We start from the raw sequence: 18,432 nt of genomic DNA on the forward strand, positions 1-18,432 counted from the left end.
CCTTCTCGGGAGACCCCATGAACGCCCTCACCCAACAGCCTTTGCTCACCACCCGCAGCACCCGCGAGTGGCAGGCCGCCGACGCGGCCCACTTCCTGCATCCGTTCACCGACTTCCAGTCGCTGGCGCGCAAAGGCTCGCGCATCATCACGCGCGCCGACAACATCTACCTGTGGGACAGCGACGGCCGCAAGATCCTCGACGCGATGAGCGGGCTGTGGTGTGTCAACGTCGGCTACGGCCAGCAGGCCCTGATCGACGCTGCGACGCGCCAGCTGCGCGAGCTGCCCTTCTACAACAGCTTCTTCCAGACCGCCACGCCGCCGGCGATCGAACTCGCCGAGCTGCTGGCCGAGATCACGCCGCCGCAGTTCCAGCACGTGTTCTTCACCGGCTCCGGCTCGGAGGCCAGCGACACGGTCGTGCGCATGGTGCGCCGCTACTGGGACATCCTCGGTCAGCCGCAGCGCCACACCATCATCAGCCGCAAGAACGCCTATCACGGGTCGACGATGGCCGGCGCCTCGCTCGGCGGCATGGGGGCGATGCACGCACAAGGCGGCCTGCCCATCCCCGGCATCGTGCACATCGAGCAGCCGCACGCATACCAGCTGGCCCGCGAGATGGCGCCTGACGCGTTCGGCCGGCTGGCCGCCAGCTGGCTCGAAGACAAGATCATCGAACTCGGTCCCGACCGCGTCGCCGCCTTCATCGGCGAGCCGGTGCAAGGTGCCGGCGGGGTCATCATCCCGCCCGACACCTATTGGCCCGAAGTGCAGCGCATCTGCGACCGCCACGGCATCTTGCTCGTCAGCGACGAAGTGGTGTGCGGCTTCGGCCGCACCGGCCACTGGTTCGGCTGCGAACGGTTCGGCACCCGCCCCGACCTGATGAGCTTTGCCAAGGGCGTGACGTCGGGCTACGTGCCGCTGGGCGGCGTGATGGTCGGCGAACGGGTCGCGCGCGTGCTGATCGAGCAAGGCGGCGATTTTGAGCACGGCTACACCTACTCGGGCCACCCGGTGGCCTGTGCGGTGGCGCTGGCCAACATCCGTTTGATGCAGCAGCTGAAGCTGGTGGAGCGCGTACGCGACGACACCGGCCCGCATCTTGCATCGCTCTACGCCAGCCTGGCCGAGCACCCGCTCGTCGGCCGGGCCGAGACCTGCGGCTTGATGGCGGCGCTGCAGTTGGTGCGCGACAAGGCGAGCGGCACGCCGTTCCCGCCGGAGCGCCAGGTCGGCCTGTTGTGCCGCTCGCACTGTTTTGCCAACGGACTCGTGATGCGCGCGGTCGGCGACCGGATGATCGTCGCCCCGCCCCTCGTGATGACACGGGCTCAGGTGGATGAAATGGGAGCGCTGATCCGCCTGTGCCTGGACAAGACCTGGGCCGATGTGCAGCACCAGGGATGGCGGTGAGCCCGACGGCTCACCCCGACCCCGGGGGCCCTGTTTCGACAACAGCAACCACACCACCCTCAGAGGAGGACAGAAGATGAGGTTGAAGCACACTGCCCCCGGTCTACCGCACGCCGCGGCCGCCCTGTTGTTGGCCGCCGCCTCGCTGGCGGGCCCGGCGCCCCTGCGCGCCCAGGAAGAAGAAAAGGTCCTGAACGTCTACAACTGGTCCGACTACATCGCACCGGACACGCTGGCGAACTTCGAGAAGGAAACCGGCATCAAGGTGCGCTACGACAACTTCGACAACAACGAGATCGTGCATGCCAAGCTGGTGGCGGGCAGGACCGGCTACGACGTGGTGGTGCCGTCGTCGTACTGGGCCAAGCTGCAGGCCGACGGCGGCCTGCTGCGCAAGATCGACAAGTCGCTGCTGCCCAACTACAAGTACCTCGACCCAGCGCTGCAGCAGCAGCTGGCCAAGCTCGACCCGGGCAATCAATACCAGGTCAACTGGCTGTGGGGCTACACCACGGTCGGCATCAACGTCGACAAGGTGAAGGCGGCGCTGGGCAACCTGCCGATGCCCGACAACGCCTGGGACCTGTTGTTCAAGCCCGAATACATCTCCAAGCTCAAGTCCTGCGGCGTCAGCTTTCTCGACTCCGCCACCGAGGTGGTGCCGGCCGCGCTGCACTACCTGGGCAAGCCGCCCTACAGCCGGCAGGCCGCCGACTATGCCGCGGTGGGGCCGCTGCTCAAATCGATCCGCCCCTACGTCACGCTGTTCAGCTCGTCGGGCTACATCAACGACATGGCCAACGGCTCGATCTGCGCCGCGCTCGGTTGGTCGGGTGACATCAACATCGCGCGCCAGCGTGCCATCGACGGCAAGACCGGCCAGAAGATCGAGGCGCTGATCCCCAAGACCGGCGGCCTGCTGTTCTTCGACGTGATGGTGATCCCGGCCGACGCGCCCCACCCGCTCAACGCCCACAAGTTCATCAACTACATCCTGCGGCCCGAGGTGCACGCCGCATTGACCAACAAGGTCTTCTACGCCAACCCCAACCAGGCGTCGCGCCCCCACATCAAGCCGGAGGTGGCGAGCAACCCGACGGTGTTCCCGAGCGAGGCCGACATGAAAAAGATGACGGCGCCGGACGCGTTGAACAACGACACCCGGCGCACCATCACGCGTTTGTACACGTCGTTCAAGACCGGCCTGTAAGACGCCGCTCCGGCGCACCAGGGAGGAGGACACCGGATGGCAACACCGGCAGGCTCGGGCCGCGCCGCTGCGGCGACCCGTCGCGCTCGCATCGCAGCGCGCAGCACGAAGGTGGACCCATGAACGGCGGGCCGGGCAGCGCGTTCCTGCAGATCGACCAGGTCGTCAAGGACTTCGACGGTGTGAAGGCCGTCGACCATGTCAGCCTCGACATCCACCAGGGAGAAATCTTCGCGCTGCTGGGTTCGTCCGGCTGCGGCAAGACCACCCTGCTGCGCATGCTGGCCGGCTTCGAGACGCCGACCGCCGGTCGTATCGTGCTGGCGGGCCGGGACCTGGGCGAGCTGGCGCCGTGGCAGCGGCCGATCAACATGATGTTCCAGTCCTATGCGCTGTTCCCCCACCTCAACGTCTGGGACAACGTCGCCTTCGGCCTCCGGCGCGACGGCCTGGCCCGTGGCGAACTGGCCGACCGCGTCGCCGCCATGCTGAAGCTGGTGCAACTGGACACGCATGCCAAACGCCGGCCGCACCAGCTGTCGGGCGGCCAGCAGCAACGGGTCGCGCTGGCCCGCAGCCTCGCCAAGCAACCCCAGCTGCTGCTGCTCGACGAACCGCTCGGCGCGCTGGACAAAAAACTGCGGGAAGAAACGCAGATCGAACTGGTGCGCATCATCGAAGAGGTGGGCGTCACCTGCGTGATGGTCACGCACGACCAGGAGGAGGCGATGGCCATCGCGTCGCGCATCGCGGTGATGAGCGTCGGTCGCATCCTGCAGGTCGGCACGCCGGCCGACGTCTACGAAACGCCGGCCAACCGGTTCGTGGCCGACTTCATCGGCAACGTCAACCTGATGGACGGCACCGTGGTCGAAGATCAGCCCGACCATGTGGTGATCGACTGCGCCGATTGCCGGCACTATGTCGGCCACGGCATCACCGGGTCGGTGGGCATGCCCGTGAGCGTCGCGGTGCGGCCCGAGAAGATCCGGTTGCAGCGGCACCCGCCCACCCAGACCGTCAACTGCGTGAGTGGCAGGGTGCGAGGCATGTCGTACTTCGGCAGCTACACGCTCTACCAGCTGCAGCTGCCGAGCGGCCAAGTGCTCAGGGTCAGCCAGAGCCACCAGGAGCGGCACGCCGACGACCCGCCGCCCTGGAACGACGAGGTGTGGGCCACCTGGCCCGACACTGCTCAAGTGGTGTTGACCGGCTGATCGCGCATGCAAGGCGCTGCCGCCCCCACACCGAGGTCGACCGAGAAGAAGGCCGCGCCAGCGCCATGGCAGGCCGGCAGCGGCCGACGCTGGGTGATCGCGCTGCCCTATGCCTGGCTGCTGCTGTTTTTCCTGCTCCCCTTCCTGATCGTCGTCAAGATCAGCGTCTCCGAGATGGAGACGGTGACCCTGAAAGACCTGCTGACGTACCAGGACGACGTGCTGCAACTCACCGTGCGTTTCAACAACTACCGCTTCCTGCTGCAGGACGACCTGTACTTCAAGACCTACCTCGCCAGCCTGCGTTATGCCGCCATCGCCACCGCGTGCTGTCTGCTGCTCGGCTACCCGTTCGCCTACTTCATGGCACGGGCGCGCTCCAGCCTGCAGCCCGTCCTCGTGATGGGCGTGATGCTGCCGTTCTGGACCTCCTTCTTGCTGCGCGTCTATGCCTGGAAGGGCCTGCTCAGCGAGCACGGCTGGGTGGCGGAGATGGCCGTCGCGCTCGGGCTCGACCAGCTGCTGTGGTGGGCCGGCGCCATCCCCGCCCCGGGGAAGCTGATGCACACGCCCTTCTCCCTCGTGCTGGGCATGGTCTACACCTATCTGCCTTTCATGGTGCTGCCGCTATACGCCACGCTGTCCAAGCTCGATCCACGCTTGCTCGAGGCGGCACAAGACCTCGGCGCCACCCGCTGGGTGGCCTTCTGGACCGTCACGGTGCCGCTGTCGAAGGCCGGCATCGTGGCCGGCGCCATGCTGGTGTTCATCCCCTGCGTCGGCGAATTCGTGATCCCCGAGCTGCTCGGTGGCCCTCAGACCTTGATGATCGGCCGCGTGCTGTGGGACGAGTTCTTCAGCAACAACGACTGGCCGATGGCGTCGAGCGTAGCCGTGGTGGTGGTGCTGCTCATCACGGTGCCGCTCGCGTTGTTCCACAAGTACGAGGCCGAGGCGCAGGAGGCGCGTCGATGAAGCGCGGCGCTCGCGACCGGTGGGCCCGCGGTTTGGGCGTGGCCTGGCTGCTCATGGGCTACGCCTTCCTCTACCTGCCCATCGTCGCGCTGGCGCTTTTCTCGTTCAGCGACTCGCCGCTGCCCAACCGCTGGGGCGACTTCACGTTGAAGTGGTACGCCGCGCTGTGGGGCGACCGCGAGATCCTGGCCGGCTTGTGGCTCTCGCTGAAGATCGCCTTCTGGTCTGCCAGTGCGGCCGTGGTGCTGGGCACACTGGCCGCCTACACGCTGGTGAAGTACCGGCACTTCGGGGGCCGCACGCTGTTTTCGGGCATGGTCAGCGCGCCGCTGGTGATGCCCGAAGTCATCGTCGGCCTGTCCTTGCTGCTGATGCTGGTGTCGTTGCAGCGCGTGCTCGGCTTCCCCGAGCGCGGCATGCTGACGATCTGGCTCGGCCATCTGCTGGTCGGCCTGGCCTACGCCACCGTGGTGGTGCAGGCCCGGCTGCGCGAGATGAACCCCGAGCTGGAAGAGGCGGCGATGGACCTGGGCGCGCGCCCGGCCCAGGTGTTCGGCCTGGTCACCCTGCCCTTGCTGGCCCCGTCGTTGGGCTCGGCCTGGCTGCTGACGTTCACGCTGTCGCTCGACGACGTCGTGCTGTCGGCCTTTTTGTCCGGCCCTGGCGCCACCACGCTGCCGCTGGTCATCTTCTCTCGCGCCCGCCTCGGACTCGATCCGAGCGTGAATGCCGTGGCCACCGTCATCGTCGCGCTGGTCGCGGTGGGGGTGACGGCTGCGGGCTACCTGATCGCACGTGCCGAGCGCGGGCGTTTGCGCGCCGCGTCGATGGAGCGGCGTGCTTCCGGTTGATCCTTCGTGTCGTCCCCATCCCCACAACGCAGAGGAGGAAGTCGATGATGTATACCTGGAAGCACCCCGCCTTGGCGGCGGCCCTCGTCGCCGGCCTCGCGGCGCCCGCGGCGGCCCAATCGAATGCCGCGCTGCTGAAGGAGCTCAAAGCGCTGCGCGAACGCGTCGACCAGCTCGAACGCAAGCTGCGCGACCAGGAGAGCCGAACCGGGTCGGCGCCGGCGGCAGCTGCACCGGCAGCCCCGATGGTGGTGGCTCCCGCCGCACCGCCCACCACCGCCCCAGACACACCGAGCGGCATGACCGCCGAGCAACAACAGGAGTTCAACCGCGTCGTCGTCAAGACCGAAGCGCTCGAAGACGCGCGTGAAGCTTCGGGCTTCAAGGGACTGAAGATCAGCGGCTACATGGACCCGACCTACATCTACAACCACCTGCAGGACCGGGCCGGCTTCCAGTTTCTCAACCGGGTCGACGACGACGGCTACAACTACGACAACTCCTACTTCGGGGCTGCGGTGCTCGACTTGCAGAAGGAGACCGACAGCAACACCCGCTGGCGTTTGACGCTGGCGCCCAACCGCGGCGTGGGCGCCGTGTTCGACGGCACCTCCATCGTCCACGAGGCGTCGGTGTCGGTGCCGCTGGGCAACCTGCAGACCCGGTTCATCGCCGGCCAGCTGCCCGACTGGTCGGGCTACGAATACCTGCAGCCCACGCTCAACAAGCTGATCACGCACAACCTGCTGTTCGACTTCACCTTGCCCACCGCCTACACCGGCGCCGGCATGGAAATCACGCGGGGCAAGTGGATCACCAAGTGGATGGTGGCCAACATGAACGCGTCCAAGCGCAGCTCGGGCAACAAGTCGCCGGTGCTGGCCTACCGTGTCGACTATTCGCGCGGTGAGTTCAAGGGCTTCGGCTTCGCCGGCGTACACGGCAAGGCCGCCAATTTCAGCGAGAACGTCGTCGACGACCAAGGTGAGGTGGTGCCGCAGCGCGACTCGGTGCTGCACCTGTTCGAGTTCGATGCCTATTTCATCCGCGGCGACTGGACCGTGCAGGGCCAGGCCAGCATCGGCACACAACGGCGCGCCGCCATCACGCCCGACCCGGACACCGGCGCCTTGCGCAATGCACACTGGTGGGGCCTGTCGGGGCTGGCCGCCTACAAGATCACGCCGCGCTTCGAAACCATCGCGCGGCTGGACTACCTGCACAACAAGCGCCACGGCGGCGGCCTGCTGGGCTATACCGCGGCGGACGACCGCAATGGCATCGGACCGGCGCCCGACGGAGACCCGGAACGCGGCGCCAACCGGTATGCGTTGTCGCTCGGCGCCAGCTATCTGTTCAACCTGAACACCACCCTCAAGGCCGAGTACCGGCTCGACCGCGCCAACCTGCCGGTGTTCCTCGACGTCGACGACGGTGGCTACAAGAAGACCAACCACCTCCTCGGCGCCTCGGTGCTGGTGAGCTTCTGAGCCGGCGCGGCGTGATACGGCAGGCGGAACACGACAAGGAGTTCGATGATGACCACAGCCCCCTCCCCGACCTCCCCCGATTGGCATGCGCGTGCCGGCGCCTTGCGTGCGGATGGGCGCGCCGTCGTCGACGGCCGCCGTGTGCCTGCGGCCGACGGCGCCGAATTCGAGAAGCGGTCACCGGTCGACGGCCGCATCCTCGGCGTCGTGGCGCGCTGCGGCAGCACCGACGTCGACCGTGCAGTGGCCGCGGCCCGCGCCGCCTTCGACGACGGTCGCTGGGCACGCCAGCCGCCGGCCGCACGCAAGAAGGTGCTGTTGCGCTTCGCCGAGCACATCCTCGCCGCGCGCGACGAACTGGCACTGCTCGACACGCTCGACATGGGCAAGCCGATCCGCTACAGCACCAGCGTCGACGTGCCCGCGACCGCCCGCTGCATCGCCTGGTATGCCGAGGCGATCGACAAGCTCTACGACGAGATCGCGCCGACCGGGCCGGGTGCGCTGGCCTTGGTCACGCGCGAGCCGATGGGCGTGATCGGCGCCATCGTGCCGTGGAACTACCCGATGATCATGGCGGCCTGGAAGCTGGGCCCGGCGCTGGCCAGCGGCAACAGCGTGGTGCTGAAGCCGTCCGAGAAATCACCCTTCAGCGCGACCCGGTTGGCCGAGCTGGCCCTGGAAGCCGGCCTGCCGCCGGGGGTGTTCAACGTCGTGCCCGGCTTTGGCCACGAGGCCGGCGAGGCCCTCGCGCTGCACCCCGATGTCGACGCGATCGGGTTCACCGGCTCGACCCGGGTCGGCCGTCGCATGCTGGAATATGCCGGCCGGTCCAACCTGAAGCGGGTCTACAACGAACTGGGCGGCAAGTCGGCCTTCATTGTGTTTCCCGACTTCCACGACCTCGACCGGGCTGCCGCGACTGCCGCCGGCGCCATGTTCTTCAACCAGGGCGAGTCGTGCAACGCGCCGTCCCGGTTGCTGGTGCACCGCAGCATCGCCGACGATTTCGTCCAGCGCGTGTCGGCGCTGGCCCCCCGCTACCAGCCCGGGGACCCGCTGGACGGCAACACCGAAATGGGCGCCCTGGTCGATGCGACCCAGTTGCGGACCGTGCTCGGCTACATCGAGGCCGGGCACGACGAGGGTGCGCGCTGCGTGACGGGCGGACGGCAGGTGCGGGCCGAGAGCGGCGGGCATTACGTCGAGCCGACGGTGTTCGACGGCGTGCGCAACGACATGAAGATCGCCCGCGAAGAAATCTTCGGCCCCGTGCTGTCGGTCATCCGCTTTGCAGACGAGGCGGAGGCGGTGCGGCTGGCGAACGAATCGAGCTACGGCCTACAGGCGAGCGTCTGGAGCAGTGGGCTGGACCGGGCACACCGCGTCGCCCGCGCCTTGCGCGCCGGCACGGTGCACGTGAACCAGTACGACGAGGACGACATCACCGTGCCCTTCGGCGGCTACAAACAGTCGGGCAACGGGCGCGACAAGTCGCTGCATGCCTTCGACAAGTACACCGAGCTGAAAACCACTTGGCTGCGGCTCGACCCGTGACGACACACGCAGCGGCCAGGGGGCGCCGAACAACCCATCGGCAGCTTGCCCGGCCGCTGCAGGAGCGGCCCAACTCCGGCATCATCTCCCCCGCGGGCCTCCCATCCGCCTGACCCGTCCCCACCCTCAACCTTGCGCCTGCCACCCGGCGGGCGCCCGCCGTTGCCGATGACCGTCTCCGCCGTCCCCTCTCGCCCGCCCCTGCTCGCCTATGCCGCCCTCGCCTCCAGCATGGCCCTGGTCGGCAGCTACGTCGGCCTGTCCAAACTGTTGGTGCAAGTGTTCCCGGTCCTGCTGCTGGCCTGGCTGCGCTTCGGTATCGGCGGCGTCGCCATGGTCGGTTGGCTCAAGCGCCAACCCGGCGAGGCGGCGCTGTCGCCGCAAGACCGCCGGCTGTTGTTCTGGGAGTCGTTCTTCGGCAACTTCCTGTTCTCGGTCTGCATGCTGTTCGGCGTCTCGCTCACCTCGGCGCTGGCCGCCGGCGTGATCATGGCGGCCATCCCCGCCGTCGTCGCGGTGTTGTCGTGGTGGCTGCTGGGCGAGCGTGTGCTGGGCCGGGTCAAGCTGGGCATCGCCTGTGCGGTGGCCGGCATCGTGCTGCTGTCGGTCGCCAAGGCATGGCACACCGAGCCGGCCGACAGCGCCACGACGGGCCTTGCGACCAGCCTGTGGGGCGAGCTGCTGCTGTTCGCCGCGGTCTGCTGCGAAGCCACCTACGTCGTGATCGGCAAAAAGCTGACGGCCAACGTGTCGGCCAAGCGCATCAGCGCGCTCGTCAACCTGTGGGGCTGGGTCCTGGTGACGCCGTTCGGCCTCTACCTCGCCTGGCGTTTCGACTTCGCCACCGTCAGCGCCTCCCACTGGCTGCTGCTGCTGTTCTATTCGCTGGCCGCCAGCATGGTGACGGTCTGGCTGTGGATGTCGGGGCTGAAGCAGGTGCCGGCGGCCTCGGCCGGCGTCTTCACCGTGATGCTGCCGGTCAGCGCGGCCGCCGTCGGCGTGCTGTTTCTCGGCGAGCAGTTCAGCACCGCTCACGGCGCCGCCTTCGCCCTCGCGATGGCCGGCCTCGTGCTCGCCACCTGGCCGACGCAAAAACGCGACGACCACGGCATCTGAAACAACTTCTTTCGATGTTCCTGACCACGCGCCTCACCCCCCTCTCATGGGGGAAAGGTCGCACTCCCCCTAGAACCTAGGGATGGGAACAGCCGCCGCTTTGAGGCACCGTCATGCCCGTGCCTGACCGTGGGTCGGGCGCACACCGAGCGCCGGCATCTGCAGTCCGCGGCGCGCCTTCTTCCATCATCTGGAGCCGAGGAACGCGACACCGTGGACGTGCTGGCCGAACTGACCCACCCGCTGGGCGACGAGTTGTACTTTTATCGCCTGCAGGGCGTCGAAGCGCTGTCGCAGCCTTACGACTACACGCTCGAACTCCTGAGCGAGTCGGCCGACATCGCGTTCGACCAGCTCATTGGCCAGGGGCTCCAGGTCGCCCTGAAACTGCCGGGCGGCGCGAAGCGCCACTTCCACGGCCTGGTGTCACGCTTCGAGCTGGTGGGCCGACGCGACCGCTACTTCCGCTACGAGGCCCGCTTGAGGCCCTGGCTCTGGACCTTGAGCCGCACCCACGACTGCCGCATCTTCCAGGCCAAAACCACGCTGCAGATCGTCAAGGAGGTGTTCGACGACCACACGGTGGCCGTGTTCGAAGACCGCACCACCGGCAGCTACGAGCCCTGGGAGTACTGCGTGCAGTACCGCGAGAGCGACCTGCAGTTCGTCAGTCGGCTGCTGGAGCACGAGGGCATCTACTTCTACTTCGAGCACAAGCCGGGGCAGCACACCTTGGTGCTGGCTGACGGGCCGCCCGCCCACAAGAAGACGCCGGGCTACGAACAGCTGCTGTACGAAGAAGTGGCCGGTGGCGACCGCACCGACCGCGAAGCGGTGCGCACCTGGCGTATGGTCGAAGAGATGCTGCCCGGCAAGACCGCGCTGAACGACTTCGATTTCGAGCGCCCCAGCGTCAAGCTGCTGCAGCAGCGCGCCTCACCGCGCCAGCACGATCTGGCCGACCACGAGGTGTACGACTACCCCGGCGAGTACACGCAGGCCGACCGCGGCGAACAGTTCGCGCGCACCCGGCTCGAAGAGCTGCAGTGCCGCTACCGGGTGGCCCGGGCCACCAGCGACGCGCGCGGCGTCACCTGCGGCGCCATCTTCGGGCTCACCGGCTTCGACCGCCAGGACCAGAACACCGGCTATCTGATCACCCGCACCGAGATCGAGATGCTGCAGTCGGACCCGCAGAGCGTCTTGTCGGCCGGCAGCAGCTTTCATTGCAGCTTCGAGTCCATTTCGGCGGACGAGCCCTTCCGCGCGGTGCGCACCACCCCCAAGCCAGTCGTGCAAGGCCCGCAGACCGCCATCGTGGTCGGCCCCGACGGTGACGAGATCTACACCGACAAGTACGGCCGGGTGAAGGTGCAGTTCCACTGGGACCGTTATGGCAAGCGCGACGCCAACAGCTCCTGCTGGGTGCGGGTGTCGCAGCCTTGGGCCGGAAAGAACTTCGGCTTCATGGCGATCCCGCGTATCGGCCAGGAGGTCATCGTCGACTTTCTCGAAGGCGACCCCAACCGGCCCATCATCACCGGCCGGGTCTACAACGCCGAGCAGATGCCGCCCTGGGCGCTGCCGGCCAACGCGACGCAGACCGGCCTGCTGACGCGCTCCAGCAAGGGCGGCAGCGGCGCCAATGCCAACGAGCTGCGCTTCGAAGACAAAAAGGGCAGCGAGCAGGTCTATCTGCACGCCGAGAAAAACCAGGACATCGAGGTCGAGAACGACGAAACACACTGGGTCGGACATGACCGCAGCAAGACCGTCGACCACAACGAGACGGTGCTGGTGAAAAACGACCGCACCGAGACGGTCGGCCACAACGAAAGCATCACCATCGGCGTCGACCGCACCGAGAAGGTGGGGGCCAACGAAACCGTGACCATCGGCGCCAACCGCACCAAGCAGGTGGTGCTGAACGACAGCCTGACGGTGGGCGCCAACCAGACCTACGGCATCACGGCCAACCAGACCGGCACCGTGGGCGGCGCGCGCAGCACCGCGGTGGCGCTGAACGACGCACTCGCGGTCGGGCTGGCGCAGGAGATCGCGATCGGGGCGGCGCAGGTGGTGGCGATCGGGGCGGCGCAGACCACCAAGATCGGCGCGATGCAGGACATCACCGTGGGCGCGACCCAGTCGGTGACCGTGGGGCGCGACCAGTCAGTCAAAGTGGGCGCGACGCTGTCGACCGAAGTGGCCTCCGACGAGGGGCGCAAGGTGGGCGGCGCCCGCACCACCTCCGTGAGCAAAAACGACACGCTGACCGTCGGCAAGGACCTGGTGATCACAGCCGGCGACTCGATCACCATCCGGGTCGGCAAGGCCATCCTCTATATGAAGAAGGACGGCACGATCAACTTCAACGGCAACGACATCACGATGGACGGCTCCGGGAAGATCGGCGTCAAGGCGACCAAAGACGTGGTGATCAAGGGCAAGAAGATCTGCAACAACTGAACGGGCAGGAAGGCACGATGGGCACCTCCACGAAGATCGAGAACGAACAGGTGGCACTGGCGGACGACGCGCAAGGGCCGGACCTGCTGCGTCCCTTGATGCAAGCACCGTTGGTCGCCGCGGCACCGGCTCCGCAAGGCGTGGTCGTCGGCGAACTGCTGGCCCTGTCGGCCGAAGGCGGCCACCCGCTCGTGGTCTACCCCGGCCAGCCCGGCAGCGCTGCGCTGCGCGCCCGCACGGTGGTCGACCTGCACGGGGCGCACATCGGCCGGCAGGTGGTCCTGATGTTCGAAGCAGGCGACGCGGCCAGACCGATCGTGATGGGCGTGTTGCGTGACGGCGCCGGCTGGCCGCTCGAGCAACGCCCGGGCGAGGTGCAGGTCGAGGCGGACGGTGAACGGCTGACCGTCAGCGCACAGCACCAGCTGGTGCTGCGCTGCGGCAAGGCCAGCATCACGCTGACCGCGGCAGGCAAGGTGCTGGTGCAAGGCACTTATGTCTCCAGCCGCTCCACCGGCGTCAACCGCATCAAGGGCGGGTCGGTGCAACTCAACTGATCGGCCATGGAACTCGTCAACGCCACGCGCATGGAAGTGGGCCACACGCTGGGCCTGGAGCCGAGCGGGCGCGAGCTGCTGGTGATCGTCATCAAGGGCACCTTCCGGCTGCCGGCCACCGGCGAGCCGGTGCAGCTGCACGACGAGCAGCTGCCGCTGGTGATGGCCGACACCTTCACCGGTGAGCCCGGCTACTCGGCGCCGTATTTCGAGATCGACTTCGCCCCCCGCAAACACCGCTGCGACATCCTGCTGCAAGGCAGCGCCTACGCGCCGCAAGGGCGCCCGGTCGAGCGGGTCGGCGTGGGCCTGCAGGTCGGGCCGCTGCGCAAGACCTTTTCGGTGGTCGGCAACCGTCGCTGGGAGACCGGGCTGAGCGGCATCGGGTCCACCCCGCCGACGCCGTTCACCCGATGCTCGATTTCGTATGACGTCGCCTACGGCGGCGTGGACCAGGAACACGAGGACCCGGCGAAACACGACGCCTATGCGCTCAACCCGGCTGGGCGCGGCTTCCGCAAGCACTTCAAGAGCGAATGGGTGGACGGCCGGCCGCTGCCCAATACGGAGGAGATCGGCCAGGAGGTGCGCCAGCCCGATGGCGACTACCGCCCGATGGCCTTCGGCCCCGTCGGCCGCGGCTGGGAGCCGAGGCGCCAGTGGGCGGGCACCTATGACCAGCAATGGCTCGACGACCACTTCCCCTTCCTGCCGCCCGACTTCGACGAACGCTACTACCAGGCGGCGCCGCCGGACCAGCAGATCGAGGTGCCCAGGGCTGCGCACGAAGTGGTGCTCTTGAACCTGACGGACGACGGCCACCGTCGGTTTCTGCTGCCGCACTTCGAGGCGCCCGTGCACATCTTCCCCCGCCACGGTGAACGCGAGAACCTGAACGCGGCGCTGGACACCATCTGCTTCGAACCCGACCAGGGGCGCTTCACGATGAGCTGGCGGGTGACGCGCCCCTTGAAGAAGAACCTGTTCGAGATTGCACAGGTGCTGGTCGGCAAAAAGGGCCGCGAATGGTGGCAACGCCGTGATGAACTGAGCTTCCCGATTCCCGTCGTCATGGTGCCCATGCCGCCGGCGGAGGCGGCGCCCGCGAGCCCTGCATGAGCACCTACCCCCTCGCCTTTCACCGCACCGGGCTCGTGACCGCGGTCGGCCTCGAAGCCGCGTCGGCTTGCGCTGCAATGCGCTGCAAGCTCACCAACCCGAGCGAAACCCGCTTCATCGACTCGCGCGGCGAGTGGATCATGGCCCACCAGGTGCCGCTCGAGCAGCCGTGGCTGGGCCGGGCCAAGCTTGCCAAGATGGCGGCGATGGCGATACGCGAGGCCTTGAGCGACGTGCCCGCCGTCGACTGGCCGAACATCCCGCTGCTCTTGTGCGTGGCCGAGAAGGAGCGCCCCGGGCGCACGGATGGACTGGACGACACGCTGCCGCGCGACATCGAGCGTGAACTCGGTCAGTGCTTCGACGCACGCTCGGCCGTCGTGCCGCACGGACGGGTGGCGGTCGCTGTCGCGCTGTCGCAGGCCCGCGCCTTGATCTACCAGCAACGTGTGCCCTACGTCCTGATCGCTGCAGCCGACAGCCTGCTCAGCTGGCCCACGCTCTCTCATTACGACCAGCGACGGCGTTTGCTGACGGCGACCAACTCGAATGGGTTCCTCCCGGGCGAAGGCGCCGGTGCCCTGCTGGTCGGCCAGCCCAGCGGATCATCCTTTGAGCTGCACTGCCAAGGACTCGGCTTCGCGGTGGAGGACGCCCACATCGACTCCGAAGAACCGTTGCGGGCCGAGGGGCTGACGCAGGCCGTCAAGCACGCGCTCGCCGAGGCCGGTTGCGAGATGCACGACATCGACTACCGCATCACCGACCTCTCGGGCGAGCAGTACTACTTCAAGGAGGCGGCACTGGCACTGGCGCGCACCTTGCGGCGCCGCAAGGAAGAGTTCGACCTGTGGCATCCGGCCGAATGCACCGGCGAGGCGGGCGCGCTGGCCGGCGCGGCCGTCATCGCCTTGGCCGACGCCGCGGGCCGCAAGGGCTACACGCGCGGCCCGGCGATCCTGGCCCACATGGCGAACGACGGCGGCCAGCGCGCGGCCCTCGCCCTTCACTTCAGGAGCACCTAGTGGCGAACGAAGTTTTTGCCAACAACATGGAGGTGTCGTGCAAGGCCGCCGACGGCAAGTCGATTTGCGCCTTTCCCGACGTGTGCTTCACACCGCCCCAAACCCCCGCCACACCGCCCGGCGTTCCCATCCCCTACCCGAACACCGGCATGGCCTCGGATTGCACCGATGGCTCGAGCACGGTCAAGATCTCGGGTCGAGAGGTGATGCTGAAGAACAAGTCGTACTTCAAGAGGAGCATGGGCGACGAAGCGGGTTGCGCGCCGAAGAAGGGGGTGATCACCAGCAAGAACATGGGCAAGGTGTATTTCATCGCCTGGTCCATGGACGTGAAGGTGGAAGGCGAGAACGTGGTCCGCAACATGGACATGACCACGCACAACCACGGGTCCACCGGCAACACCGGGCCGCAGATCTACCTGGACCGGATGGCGATGGCCAACATCCCGGGCTGCGAAACCGAACGCCAGAACGTGAAGGACGCCTGCGAGCCGCCGGACGAGAAGGCGAAATGCCCGGACAACAAGGCGGTGGCAGACGCGAAGACACGCAAGGACGCGCTGGGCACGGCGGCCAAGGGCAAACCGAAGGGCAGCCCCGCAGTGCTCGCCCATGAAGCGGCCAAGACGGCGTGGAACACCGAGATGGACACCTTCTCGGCCGCCGTCAGCGCCGATCCTTGTCAGAAAAAACTGCGGTGTCTGTTGTCGCCGTACAGCCCGAAGAAGTGCTGCCCCGGCCAGACCCCCCACCACCTCGTCGAGGCGGGCGCGTTCCACGACCAGGGTCGCGGCGGGAAAACCTGGAAGGACCTCGAGGAGGGTGGCTTCAAATACCAGGGCCGGTCGATCGCCGGCACGGAAAAGTACGACGCGAACAAGGCGCCCTGCATCTGTGTCGAAGGCGAAAGCCAACACCAGGCCAGCCACAAGCTGATGCACGAGGCGCAGAATGACTTGACCAACGACAGCCCGGCGGGCCCGCTGGCCCTGTGCGGCTCGTCGTTCTTGTCGGAAAAGACCGTCACGCTCGGACGGGCCCAGAGCAATGGCGCGCAAGCGGTGGTGACCGTGTTCCCCGACAGCGGCTGTGACCCGGGCTGCATCGAGGCCCAGTTGAAGAACTACCACGAGAAAACGTGCGGCATGGCGCCCGGCCAGCCGATCCGCGCCGTGGAAGTGTGAACTGCAAGGAGCGACAGGCGATGAACCTCGACGACACCCGCTACGTGCACATCACAGGCGCCGTCAATGCGGCCGGCCAGGGTATGGTGGTCTGCATCGAGGAGGAGTACGCCGAAGAGCGCGTGCAGCATGCGCATTTGATCGAATGGGACACCAAGCAATGGCGCTACCGGACACGTGTGGATTGGGCGGCCGTGAGCGTCTGCGACACCGACTTCGGCTGGGTGGTCCTCGGCCCCCGGGGCCAGGCACTGGCGCTCACGCCCGGCAGTGCCACGCAAGAGTCGGTTGACACGCCGGAAGAAGGCCCGGCGACCACCGGCCTGATGAGCCGCGTCAGGAACATCGACGGCGGCGTCTATGCGGTCGGGATGCGGCGTCAACTCTACCTGCGCCACGCGACGGGCGTGTGGGAGCGGCAGGACGAAGGGCTACGGCGGACCTCGGCCGCCGAAGGTGTGGTCGGGCTGCAATCGATCGACGGCTTTGCCCGCGACGACCTCTACGCGGTGGGCTGGAAAGGCGAGATCTGGCGCGGCCGTCCCTCGCACTGGGAGCGCATCGCCTCGCCCACCAACTTCGTGCTGGCCGACGTCTGTTGCGCCCCCGATGGGCAGGTGTACGCCGTCGGACAACGCGGGACTTTGCTGCGAGGCCGCGAATCGAGGTGGGAACAACTCGAGTTCGAGGGGCCGAAGGAAGACTTCTGGGGCGCCGCATGGTACGGCGACCGGTTGCTGCTCAGCAGCCTCCGTTCGGTGTATGCCTACGACGGCCGCGAGTTGCAGCGCCTCGACATGGGCGAGATCGGCCTGCCCAGCTGCTACCACCTGAGTTCGCGCGGCGCCTGGTTGTGGTCGGTCGGATTGCGCTCCATCTCGGCGTTCGACGGCACGACATGGACGGAGCTTTCGGCATGACGGAGCGACAGCCGTGAGTTCGCCGATTGTGTTGGTGGTCGAGCAGCACGCCGAAGACGCCGTTGCGTTGTTCAACGCCCGCTCGGCGCTGATCCAGGCCCCCCATGTCAAGCTGCACCATTTGGCCCGGCTGGACGAGCGCCTGGCGGCACACCTGGACGGATTGAAGGTGGCCGGCGACCTGGGCAGCCGCCTGGCGCTGCGCGCCCTCGAGCGCCCCGGCTCCGGCGAGATGTTCGTCGCCACCGCCACAGCGCTGACCGAACAGCATCATGGCGCGCTGCAGAAGTTGCTCGCCGTCGTGGAGACGGAAGCAGCGGCCCGGGCGGGATTGGCGGGCGCCTTCGGTTGGGTATCGGCTTTTCAGCTGCGCGACATCGCCGCCTCGCTGCTGGCCTCGAGCCACCCGTTCCAACGTCATCTGGGGCTGGTCGCCTGCGCCTTGCACCGGGTGGACCCCGGTGCGCCGATGGAAGCGGCGCTGACCGACCCCAACGCGAGCCTGAGGGCGCAAGCGCTGCGGATCGCGGGCGAGCTGGGGCGGGTCGACCTGCGGGAGCGCTGCCTCCTCGCGCTCGCCGACCCCCACGACGGCTGTCGCTTTCAGGCCGCCCGGTCGGCGCTACTCCTCGGCGACCGCCGCGCGGCGGTCACCGCGTTGGAAGGCTCCGCTTTGTCTCCTGGGCCGCGTCAACGGCCGGCCTTGCGTGTGCTGCTGAAGGCAGTGGCGCCGGACCATGCGCGCGCACTGTTGACCCGACTGACCGAGTCCGGCGCGCACCCGCGCGTGCTGGTCGATGCCATTGCCACGTCTGGAGATGTGCACTACGCCCCTTGGCTCCTCGAGCAGATGCAGGACCCGCGCCTTGCACGATTGTGCGGTGAGGCGTTCTGTACGCTGACCGGCCTGGACCTCGCCGCGTTGGACTTCGACACCCCTCCACCCGAGAACCTTGCTACCGGCCCGAACGACGAGCCCGACGACACCGACGTGGCACTGGACGAAGACGACGGCCTGGCCTGGCCGGACGCCGACAAGTTGAACGCCTGGTGGCAAACCAAAGGCCAGCAAACGCTGTGCAACGCGCCGACCTTCATCGGCAAGCCGCCCACGTCTTCGCACTGCCTGGACGTGCTGAAGACCGGCTTCCAGCGGCAGCGCATCGCCGCCGCACAGCATCGGTGTCTGATCGAACCCGGCACCGCCCTGTTCAACACGTCGGCCCCCGCCCGCCGCCAGCAACGCCTGCTCGCGGCCCTGTAGCGACAGCCCGCCGCGATGGCAGGCCGCTCCCGCATCTAGCGCGTGCCGCGCCTGGCC

Annotated in this window: 15 protein-coding genes; all 15 read left to right on the forward strand. The window is 67.6% G+C overall.

The annotated features are described in order from the left end of the window. Nucleotides 1–17: 17 nt before the first annotated feature. Complete coding sequence (locus tag AAW51_RS14895) at nucleotides 18–1,421, forward strand: aspartate aminotransferase family protein (protein WP_169788033.1); 1,404 nt, start codon at nucleotides 18–20, stop codon at nucleotides 1,419–1,421. Nucleotides 1,422–1,497: 76 nt separating this feature from the next. Beyond that, nucleotides 1,498–2,631: a polyamine ABC transporter substrate-binding protein gene (locus AAW51_RS14900; RefSeq protein WP_047195234.1), complete on the forward strand. Its 1,134-nt coding sequence runs from the start codon at nucleotides 1,498–1,500 to the stop codon at nucleotides 2,629–2,631. A 119-nt stretch (nucleotides 2,632–2,750) separates the two neighbouring features. Beyond that, nucleotides 2,751–3,848 carry an ABC transporter ATP-binding protein gene (locus tag AAW51_RS14905; protein ID WP_047195235.1) on the forward strand — a complete coding sequence of 366 codons (1,098 nt, stop codon included), beginning with the start codon at nucleotides 2,751–2,753 and terminating at the stop codon, nucleotides 3,846–3,848. Nucleotides 3,849–3,854: 6 nt separating this feature from the next. Then, complete coding sequence (locus tag AAW51_RS14910; RefSeq protein WP_083438308.1) at nucleotides 3,855–4,823, forward strand: ABC transporter permease subunit; 969 nt, start codon at nucleotides 3,855–3,857, stop codon at nucleotides 4,821–4,823. Continuing rightward, the gene (locus AAW51_RS14915; protein WP_047195236.1) at nucleotides 4,820–5,674 is read left to right on the forward strand and encodes an ABC transporter permease; all 855 of its coding nucleotides are present in this window, start codon (nucleotides 4,820–4,822) and stop codon (nucleotides 5,672–5,674) included. Before AAW51_RS14910 ends, AAW51_RS14915 begins: the two co-directional genes overlap by 4 nt. 44 nt (nucleotides 5,675–5,718) lie before the next feature. Next, nucleotides 5,719–7,164, forward strand: coding sequence for a DUF3138 family protein (locus tag AAW51_RS14920; protein ID WP_238947601.1), 1,446 nt, complete (start codon nucleotides 5,719–5,721; stop codon nucleotides 7,162–7,164). Nucleotides 7,165–7,212: 48 nt separating this feature from the next. Then, nucleotides 7,213–8,721 carry an aldehyde dehydrogenase gene (locus tag AAW51_RS14925; protein ID WP_047195238.1) on the forward strand — a complete coding sequence of 503 codons (1,509 nt, stop codon included), beginning with the start codon at nucleotides 7,213–7,215 and terminating at the stop codon, nucleotides 8,719–8,721. Between the two features lie 168 nt (nucleotides 8,722–8,889). Then, nucleotides 8,890–9,837, forward strand: coding sequence for a DMT family transporter (locus AAW51_RS14930; protein WP_047195239.1), 948 nt, complete (start codon nucleotides 8,890–8,892; stop codon nucleotides 9,835–9,837). A 213-nt stretch (nucleotides 9,838–10,050) separates the two neighbouring features. Further along, nucleotides 10,051–12,306, forward strand: coding sequence for a type VI secretion system Vgr family protein (locus tag AAW51_RS14935; protein WP_047195240.1), 2,256 nt, complete (start codon nucleotides 10,051–10,053; stop codon nucleotides 12,304–12,306). Between the two features lie 17 nt (nucleotides 12,307–12,323). Continuing rightward, nucleotides 12,324–12,863, forward strand: a complete 540-nt coding sequence (locus AAW51_RS14940; protein WP_157359903.1) for a DUF6484 domain-containing protein — start codon at nucleotides 12,324–12,326, stop codon at nucleotides 12,861–12,863. A 6-nt stretch (nucleotides 12,864–12,869) separates the two neighbouring features. Then, complete coding sequence (locus AAW51_RS14945; RefSeq protein WP_047195241.1) at nucleotides 12,870–13,982, forward strand: DUF2169 family type VI secretion system accessory protein; 1,113 nt, start codon at nucleotides 12,870–12,872, stop codon at nucleotides 13,980–13,982. Beyond that, nucleotides 13,979–15,007: a 3-oxoacyl-ACP synthase gene (locus AAW51_RS14950; RefSeq protein ID WP_047195242.1), complete on the forward strand. Its 1,029-nt coding sequence runs from the start codon at nucleotides 13,979–13,981 to the stop codon at nucleotides 15,005–15,007. The genes AAW51_RS14945 and AAW51_RS14950 overlap by 4 nt, the downstream gene beginning before the upstream one ends. Beyond that, complete coding sequence (locus tag AAW51_RS14955; RefSeq protein WP_047195243.1) at nucleotides 15,007–16,191, forward strand: PAAR-like domain-containing protein; 1,185 nt, start codon at nucleotides 15,007–15,009, stop codon at nucleotides 16,189–16,191. The genes AAW51_RS14950 and AAW51_RS14955 overlap by 1 nt, the downstream gene beginning before the upstream one ends. Nucleotides 16,192–16,211: 20 nt before the next feature. Further along, the gene (locus AAW51_RS14960) at nucleotides 16,212–17,111 is read left to right on the forward strand and encodes a hypothetical protein (protein WP_053013593.1); all 900 of its coding nucleotides are present in this window, start codon (nucleotides 16,212–16,214) and stop codon (nucleotides 17,109–17,111) included. A 13-nt stretch (nucleotides 17,112–17,124) separates the two neighbouring features. Then, entirely contained in the window at nucleotides 17,125–18,375 is a 1,251-nt protein-coding gene (locus tag AAW51_RS14965; RefSeq protein WP_047195244.1) for a TIGR02270 family protein, read from the forward strand. Nucleotides 18,376–18,432: the final 57 nt, after the last annotated feature.

The sequence above is a fragment of the Caldimonas brevitalea genome (genome assembly GCF_001017435.1).
Classification (GTDB): Bacteria; Pseudomonadota; Gammaproteobacteria; order Burkholderiales; family Burkholderiaceae_C; genus Caldimonas; species Caldimonas brevitalea.

Bases quoted from the DNA above. Each gene is read 5' to 3' on its own strand.
- AAW51_RS14895 (WP_169788033.1), top strand. From the start codon at position 18: ATGAACGCCCTCACCCAACAGCCTTTGCTCACCACCCGCAGCACCCGC.
- AAW51_RS14900 (WP_047195234.1), top strand. From the start codon at position 1,498: ATGAGGTTGAAGCACACTGCCCCCGGTCTACCGCACGCCGCGGCCGCC.
- AAW51_RS14905 (WP_047195235.1), top strand. From the start codon at position 2,751: ATGAACGGCGGGCCGGGCAGCGCGTTCCTGCAGATCGACCAGGTCGTC.
- AAW51_RS14910 (WP_083438308.1), top strand. From the start codon at position 3,855: ATGCAAGGCGCTGCCGCCCCCACACCGAGGTCGACCGAGAAGAAGGCC.
- AAW51_RS14915 (WP_047195236.1), top strand. From the start codon at position 4,820: ATGAAGCGCGGCGCTCGCGACCGGTGGGCCCGCGGTTTGGGCGTGGCC.
- AAW51_RS14920 (WP_238947601.1), top strand. From the start codon at position 5,719: ATGATGTATACCTGGAAGCACCCCGCCTTGGCGGCGGCCCTCGTCGCC.
- AAW51_RS14925 (WP_047195238.1), top strand. From the start codon at position 7,213: ATGACCACAGCCCCCTCCCCGACCTCCCCCGATTGGCATGCGCGTGCC.
- AAW51_RS14930 (WP_047195239.1), top strand. From the start codon at position 8,890: ATGACCGTCTCCGCCGTCCCCTCTCGCCCGCCCCTGCTCGCCTATGCC.
- AAW51_RS14940 (WP_157359903.1), top strand. From the start codon at position 12,324: ATGGGCACCTCCACGAAGATCGAGAACGAACAGGTGGCACTGGCGGAC.
- AAW51_RS14945 (WP_047195241.1), top strand. From the start codon at position 12,870: ATGGAACTCGTCAACGCCACGCGCATGGAAGTGGGCCACACGCTGGGC.
- AAW51_RS14950 (WP_047195242.1), top strand. From the start codon at position 13,979: ATGAGCACCTACCCCCTCGCCTTTCACCGCACCGGGCTCGTGACCGCG.
- AAW51_RS14960 (WP_053013593.1), top strand. From the start codon at position 16,212: ATGAACCTCGACGACACCCGCTACGTGCACATCACAGGCGCCGTCAAT.